At 63.9% G+C, this 18,502-nt stretch carries 16 protein-coding genes; all 16 read left to right on the top strand.

Annotation, left to right across the window (positions count from 1 at the left end; genetic code table 11):
- The first annotated feature begins 58 nt into the window (after positions 1-58).
- The 16 genes from leuC (at position 59) to BLP99_RS07485 (ending at position 18,407) form a co-directional block, all read left to right on the top strand.
- Positions 59-1,477 carry a 3-isopropylmalate dehydratase large subunit gene (leuC, locus tag BLP99_RS07560; RefSeq protein WP_072392249.1) on the top strand — a complete coding sequence of 473 codons (1,419 nt, stop codon included), beginning with the start codon at positions 59-61 and terminating at the stop codon, positions 1,475-1,477.
- A gap of 11 nt (positions 1,478-1,488) precedes the next feature.
- The gene (gene leuD / locus BLP99_RS07555; RefSeq protein WP_072392252.1) at positions 1,489-2,133 is read left to right on the top strand and encodes a 3-isopropylmalate dehydratase small subunit; all 645 of its coding nucleotides are present in this window, start codon (positions 1,489-1,491) and stop codon (positions 2,131-2,133) included.
- An 83-nt stretch (positions 2,134-2,216) separates the two neighbouring features.
- Complete coding sequence (locus BLP99_RS07550) at positions 2,217-2,981, top strand: class I SAM-dependent methyltransferase (protein WP_072392256.1); 765 nt, start codon at positions 2,217-2,219, stop codon at positions 2,979-2,981.
- 53 nt (positions 2,982-3,034) lie between these two features.
- On the top strand, positions 3,035-4,117 hold the full coding sequence (leuB, locus tag BLP99_RS07545; protein ID WP_072458160.1) for a 3-isopropylmalate dehydrogenase: 1,083 nt from the start codon (positions 3,035-3,037) through the stop codon (positions 4,115-4,117).
- 54 nt (positions 4,118-4,171) lie between these two features.
- Positions 4,172-5,284: an aspartate-semialdehyde dehydrogenase gene (asd, locus tag BLP99_RS07540; protein ID WP_072392264.1), complete on the top strand. Its 1,113-nt coding sequence runs from the start codon at positions 4,172-4,174 to the stop codon at positions 5,282-5,284.
- A gap of 181 nt (positions 5,285-5,465) precedes the next feature.
- The gene (locus tag BLP99_RS07535) at positions 5,466-6,476 is read left to right on the top strand and encodes an aspartate-semialdehyde dehydrogenase (protein WP_072458161.1); all 1,011 of its coding nucleotides are present in this window, start codon (positions 5,466-5,468) and stop codon (positions 6,474-6,476) included.
- Between the two features lie 210 nt (positions 6,477-6,686).
- A complete protein-coding gene (locus BLP99_RS07530) occupies positions 6,687-9,302 on the top strand; it encodes a FimV/HubP family polar landmark protein (RefSeq protein ID WP_072458162.1) in 2,616 nt (871 codons plus the stop codon).
- Positions 9,303-9,506: 204 nt separating this feature from the next.
- On the top strand, positions 9,507-10,331 hold the full coding sequence (truA, locus tag BLP99_RS07525) for a tRNA pseudouridine(38-40) synthase TruA (protein WP_072392273.1): 825 nt from the start codon (positions 9,507-9,509) through the stop codon (positions 10,329-10,331).
- 64 nt (positions 10,332-10,395) lie between these two features.
- The gene (locus BLP99_RS07520; protein ID WP_092180070.1) at positions 10,396-11,028 is read left to right on the top strand and encodes a phosphoribosylanthranilate isomerase; all 633 of its coding nucleotides are present in this window, start codon (positions 10,396-10,398) and stop codon (positions 11,026-11,028) included.
- A 255-nt stretch (positions 11,029-11,283) separates the two neighbouring features.
- Positions 11,284-12,204: an acetyl-CoA carboxylase, carboxyltransferase subunit beta gene (gene accD / locus BLP99_RS07515; protein ID WP_053154736.1), complete on the top strand. Its 921-nt coding sequence runs from the start codon at positions 11,284-11,286 to the stop codon at positions 12,202-12,204.
- On the top strand, positions 12,201-13,508 hold the full coding sequence (folC, locus tag BLP99_RS07510) for a bifunctional tetrahydrofolate synthase/dihydrofolate synthase (RefSeq protein WP_072392280.1): 1,308 nt from the start codon (positions 12,201-12,203) through the stop codon (positions 13,506-13,508). The genes accD and folC overlap by 4 nt, the downstream gene beginning before the upstream one ends.
- Positions 13,492-14,184, top strand: a complete 693-nt coding sequence (locus tag BLP99_RS07505) for an SPOR domain-containing protein (RefSeq protein ID WP_092180068.1) — start codon at positions 13,492-13,494, stop codon at positions 14,182-14,184. Before folC ends, BLP99_RS07505 begins: the two co-directional genes overlap by 17 nt.
- A gap of 99 nt (positions 14,185-14,283) precedes the next feature.
- Entirely contained in the window at positions 14,284-14,844 is a 561-nt protein-coding gene (locus BLP99_RS07500) for a CvpA family protein (protein WP_072392287.1), read from the top strand.
- A 41-nt stretch (positions 14,845-14,885) separates the two neighbouring features.
- On the top strand, positions 14,886-16,391 hold the full coding sequence (purF, locus tag BLP99_RS07495; protein WP_072392290.1) for an amidophosphoribosyltransferase: 1,506 nt from the start codon (positions 14,886-14,888) through the stop codon (positions 16,389-16,391).
- Positions 16,392-16,443: 52 nt separating this feature from the next.
- Entirely contained in the window at positions 16,444-17,655 is a 1,212-nt protein-coding gene (locus BLP99_RS07490; protein ID WP_092180066.1) for an O-succinylhomoserine sulfhydrylase, read from the top strand.
- Positions 17,652-18,407: an SDR family oxidoreductase gene (locus BLP99_RS07485; RefSeq protein ID WP_092180064.1), complete on the top strand. Its 756-nt coding sequence runs from the start codon at positions 17,652-17,654 to the stop codon at positions 18,405-18,407. The genes BLP99_RS07490 and BLP99_RS07485 overlap by 4 nt, the downstream gene beginning before the upstream one ends.
- The last annotated feature ends 95 nt before the right edge of the window (positions 18,408-18,502 follow it).

Genomic DNA, 18,502 nt, shown 5'->3' with positions numbered 1-18,502 from the left:
GTTATTGAATTCATTCAAGGCCCGGGGCATAGAAACAAGCTGATGAGGAAACCGTCTGATGGCCGGCAAAACGCTCTACGACAAGCTCTGGGATTCGCACCTGGTCAAGCAGCGCGACGATGGTTCGGCGCTGATCTATATCGACCGTCACATCATCCACGAAGTGACGTCGCCGCAGGCTTTCGAAGGCCTGCGCCTGGCCGGGCGCAAGCCGTGGCGCATCGATGCCAACATCGCGACCCCGGACCACAACGTGCCGACCACTGCGGAGCGCAAGGGCGGCATCGACGCGATTGTCGACCAGGTCTCGCGCCTGCAGGTCCAGACCCTCGATGACAACTGCGACGAATATGGCATCGTCGAATTCAAGATGAACGACGTGCGCCAGGGCATCGTCCACGTCATCGGCCCGGAGCAAGGCGCGACCCTGCCGGGCATGACCGTGGTCTGCGGCGACTCGCACACCTCGACCCACGGTGCCTTTGGCGCCTTGGCCCACGGTATCGGCACCTCCGAGGTGGAGCATGTGCTCGCCACCCAGTGCCTGGTGGCCAAGAAAATGAAGAACATGCTGGTGCGCGTCGAGGGCAAGCTGCCGTTCGGCGTGACCGCCAAGGACATCGTCCTGGCCGTGATCGGCAAGATCGGCACCGCCGGCGGTAACGGCCATGCCATCGAGTTCGCTGGCAGCGCCATCCGTGACCTGTCCGTCGAAGGCCGCATGACCATCTGCAACATGTCCATCGAGGCCGGTGCCCGGGTCGGGCTGGTGGCCGCCGATGAAAAAACCATCGAGTACGTCAAGGGCCGTCCGTTCGCCCCGAAAGGCGTCGAATGGGACAAGGCAGTGCAAGCCTGGAAAGACCTGGTGTCCGATCCCGATGCGACATTCGATACCGTGGTCGAGCTCGACGCCGCGCAGATCAAGCCGCAGGTCAGCTGGGGCACTTCGCCGGAAATGGTGCTGGCCGTCGACCAGAACGTCCCCGATCCGGCCAAGGAAATGGACCTGGTCAAGCGCGACTCCATTGTCCGCGCCTTGAAGTACATGGGCTTGAGCGCCAACCAGGCGATTACCGACATCAAGCTCGACCGCGTGTTCATCGGCTCCTGCACCAACTCGCGGATCGAAGACCTGCGCGCCGCGGCGGTAATCGCCAAGGGCCGCAAGGTGGCCTCGACCATCAAGCAGGCCATCGTCGTACCGGGTTCCGGCCTGGTGAAGGCCCAGGCGGAAGCGGAAGGGCTGGACAAGATCTTCCTCGAGGCCGGTTTCGAGTGGCGCGAGCCAGGGTGCTCCATGTGCCTGGCGATGAACCCTGACCGCCTGGAATCGGGCGAGCATTGCGCTTCCACCTCCAACCGTAACTTCGAAGGGCGTCAGGGCGCCGGTGGCCGTACGCACCTGGTGAGCCCGGCCATGGCCGCTGCGGCGGCCGTCAACGGCCGTTTCGTCGACGTCCGCGAATTGATCTGAAGGAGCGCAGCATGAAAGCTTTTACCCAGCACACCGGTCTTGTCGCGCCTTTGGATCGTGCCAACGTCGACACCGACCAGATCATTCCCAAGCAATTCCTGAAGTCCATCAAACGCACCGGTTTCGGCCCGAACCTGTTCGACGAATGGCGCTACCTGGATGTCGGCCAGCCATACCAGGACAACTCCAAGCGGCCGTTGAACAAGGATTTCGTGCTCAACGCCGAGCGCTACCAGGGCGCCAGTGTGTTACTGGCCCGGGAGAACTTCGGTTGCGGTTCGAGCCGCGAGCACGCGCCGTGGGCTCTTGAAGAGTACGGTTTCCGCAGCATCATCGCGCCGAGCTACGCCGATATCTTCTTCAATAACAGCTTCAAGAACGGCCTGCTGCCGATCATCCTGAGCGACGCTGAAGTGGACGAGCTGTTCCAGCAGGTCGAGGCCAACCCGGGCTACCAGTTGCAGATCGATCTGGCAGCGCAAACCGTGACCCGTCCAGACGGCAAGGTGCTGAGCTTCGAGATCGATGCGTTCCGCAAGCATTGCCTGCTCAACGGCCTGGACGACATCGGCCTGACCTTGCAGGACAGTGACGCGATTGCCGCGTTCGAAGCCAAGCACCGAGCGAGTCAGCCCTGGTTGTTTCGCGATGCTTGATGGATCGATGTAGGCAGTACCGGCTTCATCGCGAGCTTGCTCGCGATGGGGTCCACCCAGGCAAAAAAACATAAGGACATCCCATGACCAGCACCGCCCACAGTCAGGTTGTACAAAAGCAATTCGGTGAGCAGGCTGCGGCCTACCTGAGCAGTGCCGTGCACGCCCAGGGCGCTGAGTTCGCGCTGCTACAGGCCGAACTGAAGGGGCGACCCGAGGCCCGCGTCCTGGACCTGGGCTGCGGTGCCGGTCACGTCAGTTTCCACGTGGCGCCCCTGGCCGGTGAAGTGGTGGCCTACGATCTATCCCAACAGATGTTGGATGTCGTGGCCACAGCAGCGGCCGAGCGTGGCCTGGGCAATATCAGCACGGTGCGGGGCGCCGCCGAGCGCCTGCCGTTCGCCGCCGCTGAGTTCGACTTCGTGTTCAGCCGCTATTCGGCGCATCATTGGAGCGACCTGGGCCTGGCGCTGCGGGAAGTGCGCCGGGTACTCAAGCCGGGCGGGGTGGCGGCCTTCATCGATATCCTTTCGCCGGGTGCGCCGTTGCTGGACACCTACCTGCAGAGCGTTGAAGTGCTGCGCGACACCAGTCATGTGCGCGATTATTCGGCCGGCGAATGGTTGCGCCAGGTCAGTGAAGCGGGGTTGCACACCCGCAGCACCTCGCGCCAGCGCCTGCGCCTGGAGTACCGCTCGTGGGTCGAGCGCATGCGCACCCCCGAGGTGATGCGGGCGGCGATACTCGAGCTGCAGCGTGCCATGGGCGACGAAGTGCGTGAATATTTTGAGATTGAGGCCGATGGTTCGTTCAGTACAGATGTACTGGTGCTGTGGGCCGAGCGATAGCCTTTTTCCCGGCCAGCCCCAGGGGCTGTGCCGATAGAGCAAACGAGGAATACATGAGCAAGCAGATTCTGATTCTCCCTGGTGATGGCATTGGCCCGGAAATCATGGCCGAAGCGGTCAAGGTCCTGGAGCTGGCGAACGACAAGTACGGCCTGGGCTTCGAGCTCAGCCACGACGTGATCGGCGGCGCTGCCATCGACAAGCACGGCGTGCCCCTGGCCGATGAGACCCTGGATCGCGCCCGTGCCGCCGATGCCGTGCTGCTGGGTGCCGTGGGCGGCCCGAAATGGGACAGGATCGAGCGCGATATCCGTCCGGAACGCGGCCTGCTGAAGATTCGTGCGCAACTGGGCCTGTTCGGCAACCTGCGTCCTGCGATTCTCTACCCGCAACTGGCCGATGCTTCGAGCCTGAAGCCGGAAATCGTCTCGGGCCTGGACATCCTCATCGTCCGTGAGCTGACCGGTGGTATCTACTTCGGCGCCCCGCGTGGCACCCGTGATCTGGATAATGGCGAGCGCCAGGCCTACGACACCTTGCCGTACAGCGAGAGTGAAATCCGCCGTATCGCCCGGGTCGGTTTCGACATGGCCCGGGTGCGTGGCAGGAAACTGTGTTCGGTGGACAAGGCCAACGTCCTGGCTTCCAGCCAACTGTGGCGCGAAGTGGTAGAGCAGGTGGCCAAGGATTATCCAGACGTCGAGCTGAGCCATATGTACGTGGATAACGCCGCCATGCAACTGGTGCGTGCGCCCAAGCAGTTCGATGTGATCGTCACCGACAATATGTTCGGTGACATCCTGTCCGACGAAGCGTCGATGCTCACCGGTTCCATCGGCATGCTGCCGTCGGCGTCCCTGGATGCCAACAACAAGGGCATGTACGAGCCATGCCACGGCTCGGCGCCGGACATCGCCGGGCAGGGCATCGCCAACCCGTTGGCGACCATCCTGTCGGTGTCGATGATGCTGCGCTACAGCTTCAACCTCCATGACGCGGCGCACGCGATCGAGCAGGCCGTCAGCGTGGTGTTGGACCAGGGCTTGCGCACCGGCGACATCTGGTCGGACGGTTGTACCAAAGTCGGTACCCGGCAAATGGGCGATGCAGTAGTCGCCGCGCTGCGGAATCTGTAATCTTTCGGGCCCACCGCCAAGACGGTGGCCCACTTTTGTATAGGTGTAGTTGCGATGAAACGTGTAGGTCTGATCGGTTGGCGCGGCATGGTCGGTTCCGTGCTCATGCAGCGAATGCTGGAAGAGCAGGATTTCGATCTCATCGAACCGGTGTTTTTCACCACCTCCAATGTCGGTGGCCAAGGCCCGTCCGTGGGCAAGGATACCGGTGCGCTCAAGGATGCCTACAGCATTGAGGAGCTCAAGACCCTCGACGTGATCCTGACGTGTCAGGGCGGCGACTACACCAGCGAAGTCTTCCCCAAGCTGCGCGAAGCCGGCTGGCAGGGCTACTGGATCGACGCCGCTTCGAGCCTGCGCATGCAGGACGATGCCGTCATCATCCTCGACCCGGTGAACCGCAAGGTCATCGACCAGCAACTGGACGCGGGCACCAAGAACTACATCGGCGGCAACTGCACCGTCAGCCTGATGCTGATGGGCCTGGGCGGCCTGTTCGAAGCCGGCCTGGTGGAGTGGATGAGCGCCATGACCTACCAGGCGGCCTCCGGTGCCGGCGCGCAGAACATGCGCGAGCTGATCAAGCAGATGGGCGCGACCCACGCCGCCGTCGCCGATGACCTGGCCAACCCGGCCAGCGCCATCCTCGACATCGACCGCAAGGTTGCCGAGGCGATGCGCAGCGACGCGTACCCGACCGAAAACTTTGGCGTGCCGCTGGCCGGCAGCCTGATCCCATGGATCGACAAGGAACTGCCTAACGGCCAGAGCCGCGAAGAGTGGAAGGCCCAGGCTGAAACCAACAAGATCCTGGGGCGCTTCAAGAGCCCGATCCCGGTGGACGGCATCTGCGTGCGCATCGGTGCCATGCGTTGCCACAGCCAGGCGCTGACCATCAAGCTGAACAAGGACGTGCCGATCGCCGACATCGAAGGGCTGATCAGCCAGCACAACCCTTGGGTGAAGCTGGTGCCGAACAACCGCGAAGCCAGCATGCAGGAGCTGAGCCCGACCAAGGTCACCGGCACCCTGAACGTGCCGGTGGGCCGTTTGCGCAAGCTGAACATGGGCTCGCAGTTCGTCGGCGCCTTCACCGTCGGCGACCAGTTGCTCTGGGGCGCGGCCGAGCCGCTGCGCCGCATGCTGCGGATCCTGCTCGAACGTTGATCGGCCGCTGCTGTGAAAGAACCCGTGCCTTGTGAGAGGCGCGGGTTTTTTTTGGGAGACGGTTGTGTGTCAGGTCGCCCCATCGCGAGCAAGCCCAGGCACTGCAAGTCCGCCAGCCGATTGCCTGCATACCGGTCACCCGGTAAAGTGCCGCTCCCCCCGTTTTACCTGAGGTAGACCCATGAGCCAGTCCTTTGATATTGCCGTGATCGGCGCCACCGGTACTGTCGGCGAAACCCTCGTCCAGATTCTTGAAGAGCGGGATTTTCCCGTCGGCAACCTGCACCTGCTGGCCAGCAGCGAGTCGGCGGGAAGCTCGGTGATGTTCCGCGGTAAAAACGTGCGGGTGCGTGAGGTCGATGAGTTCGATTTCAGCAAGGTCCAGCTGGCCTTTTTTTCCGCGGGCCCGGCCGTGACCCTGAGCTTCGCCCCGCGGGCCACGGCTGCCGGGTGTGCATTGATCGACCTGTCTGGCGCCTTGCCTGCGGAACAGGCACCGCAGATCGTGCCAGAGGCCAACGCCCATGTCCTGGCCGGGCTGGGCAAGCCGTTGCAGGTCGCCAGCCCCAGCGCTTCGGCTACGGCGTTGGCGGTAGCGCTGGCCCCCTTGCGTGAATGCCTGGACCTGCAGCGCGTCAGCCTGACCGCCAGCCTCGCTGTATCCACCCAGGGACGCGTCGCCGTCACCGAGCTGGCGCGCCAGACCGCCGAGCTGCTCAACGCCCGCCCGCTGGAGCCCACGTTCTTCGATCGGCAGATGGCATTCAACCTGCTGGCCCAGGTCGGCACGCCGGACGAGCAGGGCCATACACCGCTGGAAAAACGCCTGGTGCATGAGCTGCGGCAGGTGCTGAATCAACATTTATTAAAGATTTCCGTTACTTGCATTCAAGCCCCGGTGTTTTTCGGCGATAGCTTTAGCGTGACCTTGCAGTCCACAGCGCCTGTCGACCTGGCGAAGGTCAACGCGGCCCTGGAAGCGGCGCCCGGCATCGAGCTGGTGGAGGCGGGCGATTATCCGACGCCTGTGGGTGACGCCGTGGGCCAGGATGTGGTTTATGTGGGGCGCGTGCGCCGCGGTATCGACGATCCGACGGAGCTCAATCTGTGGCTGACCACGGATAACGTGCGCAAGGGCGCGGCGCTCAACGCGGTGCAGGTGGCGGAGTTGTTGATAAAAGACCTGCTGTAAAAGATACTTGGCAACAATTTGTCGAATGATTCTAGCTGGGCGCTATGCTTGGCCAGAGTGATGAAGGCGAACCTTGCTCCCGGGGCATTCCCGGGCATGCGTGAAACGATCGCGCGCACCGTTGTTTCTGGGGGCAGTGCGCAAAGCCTCGTGGCGGCGACAACAATACCTTCTCGCTGGCCGAGGAATGTTCAAACAAAGGAAGAGGCTATGGTTCAAGTTCGCAAACTGGTGTTAGCAATAGCGGCCGCCTCGGCGCTGTCCTCCGGTATGGCGCAAGCGCTCGGGCTCGGGGAATTGACCCTGAAGTCGACGCCGAACCAGCCTCTGGTCGCCGAGATCGAGCTGCTCGATGTCCAGCAGCTGTCCGCTGCCGAAGTCGTACCGAGCCTGGCCTCGCCCGAAGACTTCGCCAAGGCCGGCATCGACCGCCAGGCTTTTCTCAACGACCTGACCTTCACCCCGGTGATCAACGCCAACGGCAAGAGCGTGCTGCGCGTGACCTCCAGCCGGCCGTTGTCCGAGCCGATGGTCAAGTTCCTGGTGCAGGTGATGTGGCCCAATGGGCGCCTGCTGCGCGACTACAGCGTCCTGCTCGACCCGTCCAAATTCTCGCCCCAGGCTGCCGAGGCGGCCCGACCGAAACCACCCCAGGTCATATCGACACCGGTGACCGGGGCTACCAAGCCATCCCAGTACACCACTACACCGCGCGATACCCTGTGGGAAATCGCCGCCAAGGCCCGTAACGGCGGCTCGATCCAGCAGACCATGCTGGCGATCCAGGCGCTGAACCCGAACGCATTCATCGATGGCAACATCAACCTGCTCAAGACCGGCCAGGTGCTGCGTCTGCCCGACCCTGTGCAAAGTACTGCCTTGCCGCAGCCCCAGGCCATCGCCGAAGTGGCGGCGCAGAATGCCGCCTGGCGCCAGGGCCGCCAAGGACGCCAGGGCGTGGCGGGTACTGGCCAGCAGCAACTGGACGCGACCCGGCGCGGCCGTGGCGAAGATGCGCCGGCCCAGGCTGCCGGTCGCGACAAGCTGAGCCTGGTGTCGGCCGAGTCCGCCAAGGCCGGGGCCAGGGGCAAGGGCGCCGCCGGGGATGCCCAGGCGCTGAGCAACAAACTCGCGATCACCCAGGAAAGCCTCGATTCGGCTCGCCGTGATAACGAAGAATTGAAAAGCCGCATGGCGGATCTGCAAAGCCAGTTGGACAAGCTGCAGCGCCTGATCGAACTGAAGAACGACCAGTTGGCCAAGATGCAGGCCGAAGGCGCCGCTGTGCCACCGGCTCCGGGATCGACCCCGGCGATGTCGGCGCAACTGACTCCGCCGCCGCCCTCGGCGCAAGCACCAGCCACTGTGCCCACACCCGCACCCCAGGCCACGCCGCAAACGCCTCCTGAAGCCTCGCCTGGAAGTACGTCGGAAGCGACGCCAGCGGCGACGTCGACCGAGCAGAAATACAACGACCTGCTGACCAACCCGATCCTGCTGGGGTTGATCGGTGGCGGCGTGGTGCTCCTGCTTTTGCTGCTGTTGCTGCTTGCCCGTCGTCGCAAGGCGCAACAGGAAGCCGAGAAACATTTGCGCATGGCCCGAGCCCTCGAGGAGGAGGCCGACTTCTCCCCGGAGCTCGATCTGCCCCCGAGCAGCTTCGAGGGCATTGAAGTTCCACCACCGAGCGTCAAACTCGAACCCAAGCCAGTACCTGCCCCGGCGCCCAAGCCGGCTCCGGTGGTCGCGCCTGTCGTGGTCACGCCGCCGATCGCCGCGCCACTGGTGGCTCCGGCCGCCGATCGTTTCGACGACGTTCTGCCACAGGCCCAGGCTCATATCGATCGTGGTCGCCTGAACCAGGCGGCCGACCTGCTCGAACAAGGCATCAAGGCCGAACCGCAACGCAGCGATCTGCGCCTGAAGCTGATGGAAGTCTATGGCCAGCAGGGCGACCGTGACGCGTTCGTCGCCCAGGAGCGCCAGTTGGTGGCCAATGGCGATAACTACGCCCAGGTCGAGCAGCTCAAGAGCCGCTTCCCGGCCATGGCGGTCGCCGCCGGTGCCGGCCTGGCCGCCGCCGCAGTGGCTGCGGAACTGGACGCGCAGTACGTCAAGGATCTGCTGGAAGACACGCCGCCCACCGACGAGGAGCTCGACAGCGCCTTCGACCTGAGCCTGGATGATCTTGAAGCCGCACCGGCGGCCACGCCGCAGCCCGAGCCGATTCCGGAGCTGGATGCATTCCCGACCGACGACGACCTGAGTTTCGAGTCGGTGCTCAAACAGCAGACCGAAGCCGCCGAAAGCCTGGACGACCTGTCGGAGTTCGACCTGGACCTGGGCGCCGATGCCCCGGCGCCAGCCTTGGCCGACGAAGATTTCCTGCTGGACCTGGACAACGATCTCAAGGACCTGGACGTGCCGGCAGCCGAGACGCCGGCCCTGGACGATACCCCGGCCGACGACCTGGAGTTGCCGGCGGATTTCGATCTGTCCCTGGCCGACGAAATGAATGCCGGCGAGGCGCCCAAGGATCCCTTCGAGTCCGAACTGGACGATGTCAACGCGGAGCTGGAACGTCTGTCCGACAGCCTGGGCCAGCCATCCTTCACGGCTGAAGACGCCCTGGCCAGCGCCGACGAGGAGCCGGACTTCGACTTCCTCAGCGGTACCGATGAAGTCGCCACCAAGCTCGACCTGGCCCAGGCCTACATCGATATGGGCGACAACGACGGCGCCCGGGACATCCTCGGTGAAGTCCTCAATGAAGGCGATGCCACCCAGAAGAGCGAAGCGCAGGAAATGTTGTCGCGCTTGGCGTGAGATGAGCGATAGACAACGACGGCAGCCGGTGAGGCTGCCGTTTTTGTTTGTGGTGGGAATTGGAGTTGGGCGCGATGGCTCCATCCTGCCACCATAGGATCGACGGTGGCACTGGCATCCCGCCCGGCCGGCCTTATAATGCCCGCCTTTGCGTACCTCAGCAGGCTGTAATTCTTGGCAAACATAGATAATCCGGCCGCCGAAATGGCGGCCGACGGCTTTTTCCGGATCGCCCTGGGCGTTGAATACAAAGGTTCGCGCTACCGTGGCTGGCAGCGCCAGGCCTCCGGCGTGCCGACGGTCCAGGAAATCCTGGAAAACGCGCTTTCCAAGGTCGCCGATTCGCCTGTGGCGCTGCATTGCGCCGGTCGAACCGACGCCGGTGTGCACGCCTGTGGCCAGGTGGTGCATTTCGACACCCAGGCCGAGCGATCGATGAAAGCGTGGGTCATGGGCGCCAATATCAACCTGCCGCACGATATCAGCGTCAGTTGGGCCAAGGTGATGCCGGCGCACTTCCATGCGCGCTTCAAGGCCATCGCCCGGCGTTATCGCTACGTGATCTACAACGACCAGATCCGCCCGGCGCACCTGAACGAAGAAATCACCTGGAACCATCGTCCACTGGATGTCGAGCGCATGGCCGAGGCTGCGCAATACCTGGTGGGCGTCCACGATTTCAGCGCCTTCCGCGCCGGCCAGTGCCAGGCCAAATCGCCGATCAAGCAATTGCATCACCTGCGTGTGACCCGTCACGGCAAGATGATCGTACTCGACATCCGCGCCAGTGCGTTCCTGCACCACATGGTGCGCAACATCGCCGGCGTGCTGATGACCATCGGTGCCGGTGAGCGGCCGGTGGAGTGGATCAAGGAAGTGCTGGACAGCCGCATCCGCCGTTCCGGTGGGGTGACGGCGCATCCGTTCGGGCTGTATCTGGTGCAGGTCGAATATCACAGAGAGTTCGAGTTGCCGGAGCGTTACATCGGGCCGCATTTCCTCACGGGCTTCTCGGAACTCGACGGCTGACGCCCTCCGTTGCATTTGCTACCATCCGGAACTTTCACGGGATCTGCCTGAGGTTTTTCACGACATGTCAGCCGTTCGCAGCAAGATTTGCGGGATTACCCGGGTCGAGGACGCGCTGGCGGCGGTCGAGGCCGGCGCCGATGCCATCGGGCTGGTGTTCTACGCCAGGAGTCCCCGGGCGGTGACGGTGCAGCAGGCACGAGCGATCATCCGGGCCTTGCCCCCGTTCGTGACCCCTGTCGGCCTGTTCGTCAACGCCAGCCGTTGCGAACTGGGGGAGATCCTCGACGCGGTGCCGCTGGCGCTGTTGCAATTTCATGGCGACGAGACCCCCGAGGATTGCGAGGGCTGGAATCTTCCCTATATCAAGGCGCTGCGGGTCAAGGCCGGCGACGACATCGCGGCTGGGTGCGAGGCGTTTGCCGGGGCCAGCGGGATCCTGCTGGATACCTACGTGGAAGGCGTTCCCGGCGGAACCGGTGAGGCGTTCGACTGGTCCCTGGTGCCCCAGGGGCTGAGCAAGCCGATCATCCTGGCGGGGGGGCTGACGGCCGAGAACGTGGCCGAAGCCATTCGCCAGGTTCGCCCGTATGCGGTGGATGTGAGTGGCGGAGTGGAGCAGGCCAAGGGCATCAAGGACCCGGCCAGGATCCGGGCGTTCATGGCGGCTGTGCACAGCAGCCAGTCGCCAATGTGACGGCTGGCAGACTGCCGCCGTCCATACCTGCACTGTACAAGCAGGCAGGCGCCGCCTTCGGGTGGGCCGATAGCGTAGTGGCAGCCGCGGTTGAGCGGTTGCCGGAATGGCAGAGGAGGTTGGGCTGCACGCAGGTCATGTTTCGCGCTGACCGTGGTGGCTCCTCGAACCTCGCCGCACAATGAATTTAGCTCAAGGGCATACGCGGGGCCGCGAACCAGAGCGTTCGGGCCGCCGGTACTGGAGAAAGAAAGCATGAGCAACTGGTTGGTAGACAAACTGATCCCTTCGATCATGCGTTCCGAGGTGAAGAAAAGCTCGGTGCCTGAAGGTCTGTGGCACAAATGTCCATCCTGCGAGGCGGTGCTGTACCGCCCCGAGCTGGAAAAGACCCTGGACGTTTGCCCCAAGTGCAACCACCACATGCGCATCGGCGCACGTGCCCGTATCGATATTTTCCTGGATGCCGAAGGCCGTGTTGAGCTGGGCGCCGACCTGGAGCCCGTGGACCGCCTGAAATTCCGCGACGGCAAGAAATACAAGGATCGCCTGACCGCTGCCCAGAAGCAGACCGGCGAAAAGGATGCCCTGGTGTCCATGAGCGGTACCCTGCTGGGCATGCCGGTGGTGGTCTCGGCCTTCGAGTTCTCCTTCATGGGCGGTTCCATGGGCGCCATCGTCGGCGAGCGCTTTGTCCGCGCCGCCAACCATGCCCTGGAAAACCGTTGCCCGATGGTCTGCTTCTCCGCTTCCGGCGGCGCGCGGATGCAGGAAGCGCTGATTTCCCTGATGCAGATGGCCAAGACCTCCGCGGTGCTGGCGCGTCTGCGCGAAGAAGGCATTCCCTTCATCTCGGTGCTGACCGACCCGGTCTACGGCGGCGTTTCCGCCAGCCTGGCGATGCTGGGCGACGTAATCGTCGGCGAGCCGAAGGCCCTCATCGGCTTTGCCGGCCCGCGCGTCATCGAGCAGACCGTGCGTGAAAAACTGCCGGAAGGCTTCCAGCGCAGCGAGTTCCTGCTGGAGCACGGCGCCATCGACATGATCATCCATCGCCAGGAGCTGCGTCCGCGCCTGGGTAACCTGCTGGCGCAACTGATGGGCCTGCCGACGCCTAAGTATGTCGCCACGCCCATCGAGCCGATGGTCGTTCCACCGGCGCCTGCGGGCCTATGATCCAACGTACCCTGGGCGATTGGCTGGCCTATCTCGAGCAGCTGCACCCGTCGGCTATCGACATGGGGCTGGAGCGCTCGCAGGCCGTCATGTCCCGCATGGGGCTGGGCAAGCCGGCCCCCAGGGTCATCACTGTCACCGGTACCAACGGCAAGGGGTCGACCTGCGCCTTCATGGCCTCGCTGTTGCGGGCCCAGGGGCTGAGTGTCGGTGTGTACAGCTCGCCGCACCTGCTGCGTTACAACGAGCGGGTGCAGATCAACGGCGTCGAGGCTGGCGACGCCGAGCTGTGCGAGGCCTTCGTCGCGGTGGAAGCCGGGCGAGGCGAGATATCCCTGACCTATTTCGAGATGGGCACTCTTGCGGCGTTCTGGTTGTTCGCCCGTGCCGGTCTCGATGCCGTTGTGCTGGAAGTGGGCCTGGGAGGTCGCCTGGACGCCGTCAACCTGGTGGATCCAGACGTCGCGCTGGTGACCAGTATCGGCGTGGACCATGCCGATTACCTGGGCGACACCCGCGAATCCGTGGCTTTCGAAAAGGCCGGCATCTTCCGCCAGGGCGCGCCTGCGCTCTGCGGCGACCTCGATCCACCACAGCCATTGCTGGACAAGGCTCGGGAACTGGGCTGTCCGTTTTTTGTGCGTGGGCGCGATTTCGATCTGGCCACGACCGAGCAGCATTGGCAATGGCGTGGCAGCGATGCCCAGGGTAATCCGGTGGAGTTGCATGACCTGCCGCTGCTGGAGCTGCCAATGGAGAATGCCGCGCTGGCGCTCCAGGCCTACCGGTTGCTGGGGCTGCCCTGGGATGCCGGCCAGATCGTCAAGGCCTTGCAGGCGACCCGTGTCGTCGGCCGGCTCGATCGCCGCACGTTCGATTGGCAGGGCAAGCGCCTGAGCCTGCTGCTGGATGTCGGCCACAACCCCCATGCGGCGCACTACCTGGCCGAGCGCCTGGCTCATCGGCCTGTGGCGGGGCGGCGACTGGCGGTATTCGGGTTGTTGTCCGACAAGGATCTGGATGGCGTGGTCGAGGCGTTGAGTGCTAGTGTCCAGCATTGGGCAGTCGCGCCGCTGGACTCGCCGCGTTCGCGTCCGGCGGCACAATTGCAGGCGGCCTTGCAGGCGCGTGGCGCTTCGGTGGATGCTTATGCAAGCGTGGTCGCCGCGCTGGAAGGGCAGTGCGCCCTGGCGACCGCCGACGACGAAATCCTGGTGTTCGGATCATTTTTTTGTGTCGCCGAGGCCCTTCAATGGCTGAGCCGGCGCTCCACGGAGGAAGCTGCAGATGGCATTGCTGGATAAGGCATACAAGCAGCGCATGGTAGGGGCCCTGGTATTGGTGGCCCTGGCGGTGATTTTCCTGCCGATGCTGTTTTCCCGTCAGGACGAGCAGCGTCAGGTCACGGTCGATGCACCGGCCGCGCCCCAGGCGCCGGCGATGCCACCGGTGCAGGTCGAGCCGGTGACGGTGCCTGAGCCCCAGGCGCTGCCCCAGGAACCCGTTCCAAGCGATGAAGAACTGGCCGCGCAACCCGCGCCTGCGATGCCGATCACGCCCGCTCCAGCGGCTCCAGCGGCTCCAGCGGCGCCGACCGCTGCACCGACTACATCGAGCAAGCCGTCTGTCGCAGCAGCGCCTGCGCCTGCTGCTCCGGCAGCCAAGCCGGCACCGAGCCAGCCGATCACCGCAGCGCCGACCAAGCCGGACACCACCCAAAGTCGCGTGGACGCCAACGGCCTGTCGGTCAGCTGGTCCGTGCAACTGGCCAGCCTGAGCAGTCGCGAGAGCGCCGAGAACCTGCAGAAATCCCTGCGCAGCCAGGGGTACAACGCCTATATCCGTTCCGCCGACGGCAAGAACCGGGTATTTGTCGGGCCGCTGATCGAGCGTGCCGAGGCCGATCGCCTGCGGGACTTGCTTGGCCGTCAGCAGAATCTCAAGGGGTTCGTGGTGCGTTTCCAGCCAGAGCGTGGTTGATCGCGGTTTGCCTGATTTGAATCACACTGACAATCGCAGCTTACCGACAGCCCTGCGCTCTGCTAAAATGCGCCGCCTTATCCGTCTGTAGGCTGCACCGTGCCATTTACCTGGGTTGACTGGGCGATCGTTGCAATCATCGCCATCTCCGCATTGATCAGTCTGAGTCGCGGCTTCGTCAAGGAAGCCCTCTCGCTGCTGACCTGGATCATCGCGGGGGTCGTGGCCTGGATGTTTGGTGGTTCGCTGTCCCAGTACCTTGCCGGATACATCGAAACTCCGTCGGCTCGCGTGATCGCGGGCTGTGCCATCTTGTTTATCGCCACCTTGCTGGTCGGCGCAATGATCAATTATCTGATCGGCGAACTGATTCGTGTCACCGGGCTTTCCGGGACCGACCGGTTCCTGGGCATGGCCTTTGGCGCGGCGCGTGGCGCCTTGCTGGTGGTCGTGGCCGTCGGGCTGCTGAGCCTGGGGCCGGTACAGCAGGATTCGTGGTGGCAGGAGTCCCGGCTCGTGCCACAATTTCTATTGGTCGCAGACTGGTCCAAGAACCTGATCCTGGGTTGGAGCAGTCAGTGGCTTGCCAGCGGTATCAGCGTACCCGCTGAAATACCGTTCAAGGAACAACTATTGCCGACGGCCAAAACGCCGCAGTGATCGTTGTTCAGTTCAGATCCATTAAGTAGGGGTTGCGTCGCATGTGTGGCATCGTCGGTATCGTCGGTAAGTCGAACGTCAATCAGGCGCTGTATGACGCGCTAACCGTGCTCCAGCACCGCGGCCAGGACGCTGCCGGTATCGTGACCAGCCATGACGGCCGGTTATTCCTGCGCAAGGACAATGGCCTGGTCCGTGACGTGTTCCATCAGCGCCACATGCAACGCCTGGTCGGCCACATGGGCATCGGCCATGTGCGCTATCCGACCGCCGGCAGCTCGACCTCGGCCGAAGCTCAGCCGTTCTACGTCAACTCGCCGTATGGCATCACCCTGGCGCATAACGGCAACCTGACCAACGTCGAGCAGTTGGCCAAGGAAATCTACGAATCGGATCTGCGCCACGTCAACACCAATTCCGACTCGGAAGTGATGCTCAACGTCTTCGCCCATGAGCTGGCCCAGCGTGGCAAGCTGCAGCCTACCGAAGAAGACGTGTTTGCCGCCGTGACCGAAGTGCACAACCGTTGTGTCGGTGGCTACACCGTGGTGGCGATGATCACCGGCTACGGCATCGTCGGCTTCCGCGACCCCCATGGCATCCGTCCGATCGTGTTCGGCCAGCGTCACACCGACGAAGGCGTCGAGTACATGATCGCTTCCGAAAGCGTATCCCTGGACGTGCTGGGCTTCACCCTGATCCGCGACCTGGCTCCGGGCGAGGCGGTCTACATCACCGAAGACGGCAAGTTGTTCACCCGTCAGTGCGCGACCAACCCGACCCTGACGCCGTGCATCTTCGAACACGTCTACCTGGCGCGTCCGGACTCCATCATCGACGGCATCTCGGTCTACAAGGCCCGCCTGCGCATGGGTGAGAAGCTGGCCGAGAAGATCCTGCGCGAGCGCCCGGACCACGACATCGACGTGGTGATCCCTATCCCGGACACCAGCCGCACCGCGGCCCTGGAGCTGGCGAACCACCTGGGCGTCAAGTTCCGCGAAGGCTTCGTGAAGAACCGCTACATCGGTCGCACCTTCATCATGCCGGGCCAGGCCGCGCGGAAAAAATCCGTACGCCAGAAGCTCAACGCCATCGAACTGGAATTCCGCGGCAAGAACGTCATGCTGGTGGACGACTCCATCGTGCGTGGCACCACTTGCAAGCAGATCATTCAGATGGCCCGCGAAGCCGGCGCCAAGAATGTGTACTTCTGCTCGGCGGCCCCGGCCGTGCGTTACCCGAACGTCTATGGCATCGACATGCCGAGCGCCCATGAGCTGATCGCCCACAACCGCACCACCCAGGAAGTCGCCGACCTGATCGGCGCCGACTGGCTGATCTACCAGGACCTGCCGGACCTGATCGAAGCGGTAGGCGGCGGCAAGATCAAGATCGAGCAGTTCGACTGCGCGGTATTCGATGGCAAGTACGTCACCGGCGATGTCGACGAGGCATACCTGAACAAGATCGAAAGCGCCCGCAACGATGCATCCAAGGCCAAGACCCAGGCGGTCAGCGCGATCATCGATCTGTATAACAACTGAGTGACGAACCGGCCCCGAGGGGCCGGTTTGCGTTTAACCGAGGAGTGGCAGCATGAGTCAGGATTGGGATGCCGGTCGGCTGGACAGCGACCTTGAAGGCGTAGCGTTCGACACCCTGGCGGTTCGCGCCGGTCAGCACCGCACGCCGGAAGCCGAGCACGGCGATCCGATGTTCTTCACCTCCAGCTATGTATTCCGTACCGCTGCCGATGCGGCGGCGCGGTTTGCCGGCGAAGTGCCCGGCAACGTCTATTCACGTTACACCAACCCCACCGTGCGGGCGTTCGAAGAGCGCATCGCCGCCCTCGAAGGCGCCGAGCAAGCGGTTGCCACCGCCACCGGCATGGCGGCGATCATGGCGGTGGTCATGAGCCTGTGCAGCGCCGGCGACCACGTACTGGTGTCGCGCAGCGTCTTTGGCTCCACCATCAGCCTGTTCGAGAAGTACTTCAAGCGCTTCGGCGTGGAAGTCGACTACGTGCCCCTGGCGGACCTGTCCGCCTGGGATGCGGCGATCAAGGCCAACACGAAGCTCTTGTTCGTCGAATCGCCCTCCAACCCATTGGCCGAGCTGGTGGACATTGCCGCCCTGGCGGAGATCGCGCACGCCAAGGGCGCCATGCTGGTGGTGGATAACTGCTTCTGCACCCCGGCGTTGCAACAACCGCTGAAGCTGGGGGCGGACGTGGTGGTGCATTCGGCCACCAAGTTCATCGATGGCCAGGGGCGTTGCATGGGCGGCGTGGTGGCCGGTCACAGCGAGCAGATGAAGGAAGTCGTGGGCTTCCTGCGCACTGCCGGGCCGACCCTCAGCCCGTTCAACGCCTGGATCTTCCTCAAGGGCCTGGAAACCCTGGGCCTGCGCATGAAGGCGCATTGCGCCAACGCCCAGGCCCTGGCCGAGTGGCTGGAGCAGCAGGACGGTATCGAGAAGGTGCATTATGCCGGCCTCAAGAGCCATCCGCAGCACGACCTGGCCGTGCGCCAGCAACGGGGGTTCGGTGCGGTGGTGAGTTTCGAAGTCAAGGGCGGCAAGGAGGGCGCCTGGCGCTTCATCGACGCGACCCGGTTGATTTCCATCACCGCCAACCTGGGCGACAGCAAGACCACCATCACCCATCCGAGCACTACCTCCCACGGTCGCCTCTCGCCCCAGGAGCGTGAGGCGGCGGGCATCCGTGACAGCCTGATCCGCATCGCGGTGGGCCTGGAAGACGTGGCGGACCTGCAAGCCGATCTGGCTCGTGGGTTGGCGGCCTTGTGATCGAAGGCACTCATGGCCGGGTCGCACTCGTAACGGGTGCCGCCCGGGGCATCGGCCTCGGCATTGCGGCCTGGCTGATCTGTGAGGGCTGGCAGGTGGTCCTGACCGACCTGGATCGCGAGCGCGGCTCCCGGGTGGCCAAGGCCCTGGGGGATGGCGCCTGGTTCATTGGCATGGATGTGGCGGACGAGGCGCAAGTGGCGACGGGCATCGCCGAAGTCCTCGGGCAATTCGGACGGCTCGATGCGCTGGTGTGCAACGCAGCCATTGCCGACCCGCACAACATCACCCTGGAAAGCCTCGACCTGGCCTACTGGAACCGGGTCCTGGCGGTGAACCTGGGCGGCCCGATGCTGCTGGCCAAGCACTGTGCGCCTTACCTGCGCGCTCACAACGGCGCCATCGTCAACCTGGCCTCGACCCGCGCCGCGCAATCGGAGCCCGATACCGAGGCCTACGCGGCGAGCAAGGGCGGCTTGCTGGCCCTGACCCACGCTTTGGCGATCAGTCTGGGGCCGGAAATCCGCGTCAATGCCGTCAGCCCTGGCTGGATCGACGCCCGCGACCCGGCCCAGCGCCGCGCGCAGCCGCTGACCGACGCCGATCACGCCCAGCATCCGGCGGGCAGGGTAGGGACGGTCGAGGACGTGGCGGCAATGGTGGCATGGCTGCTGTCGCGTAACGCCGGTTTCGTCACGGGCCAGGAGTTCGTGGTGGACGGCGGCATGACCAAGAAAATGATTTATGAATGAACAGCAGCCACAAGTCGCGAGCTACAAGCGGCAAGTGGTTATGCGGTGTTGGGGCTTGCGAGTTGCCGCTCGAAGCGTGCAGCTCGAAGCTGTTT

This window comes from Pseudomonas sp. NFACC32-1, from assembly GCF_900101215.1.
GTDB lineage: Bacteria > Pseudomonadota > Gammaproteobacteria > Pseudomonadales > Pseudomonadaceae > Aquipseudomonas.
Note: the sequence above shows the minus strand (reverse complement) of the source record. Positions and strands in the feature narration are given on the sequence as shown.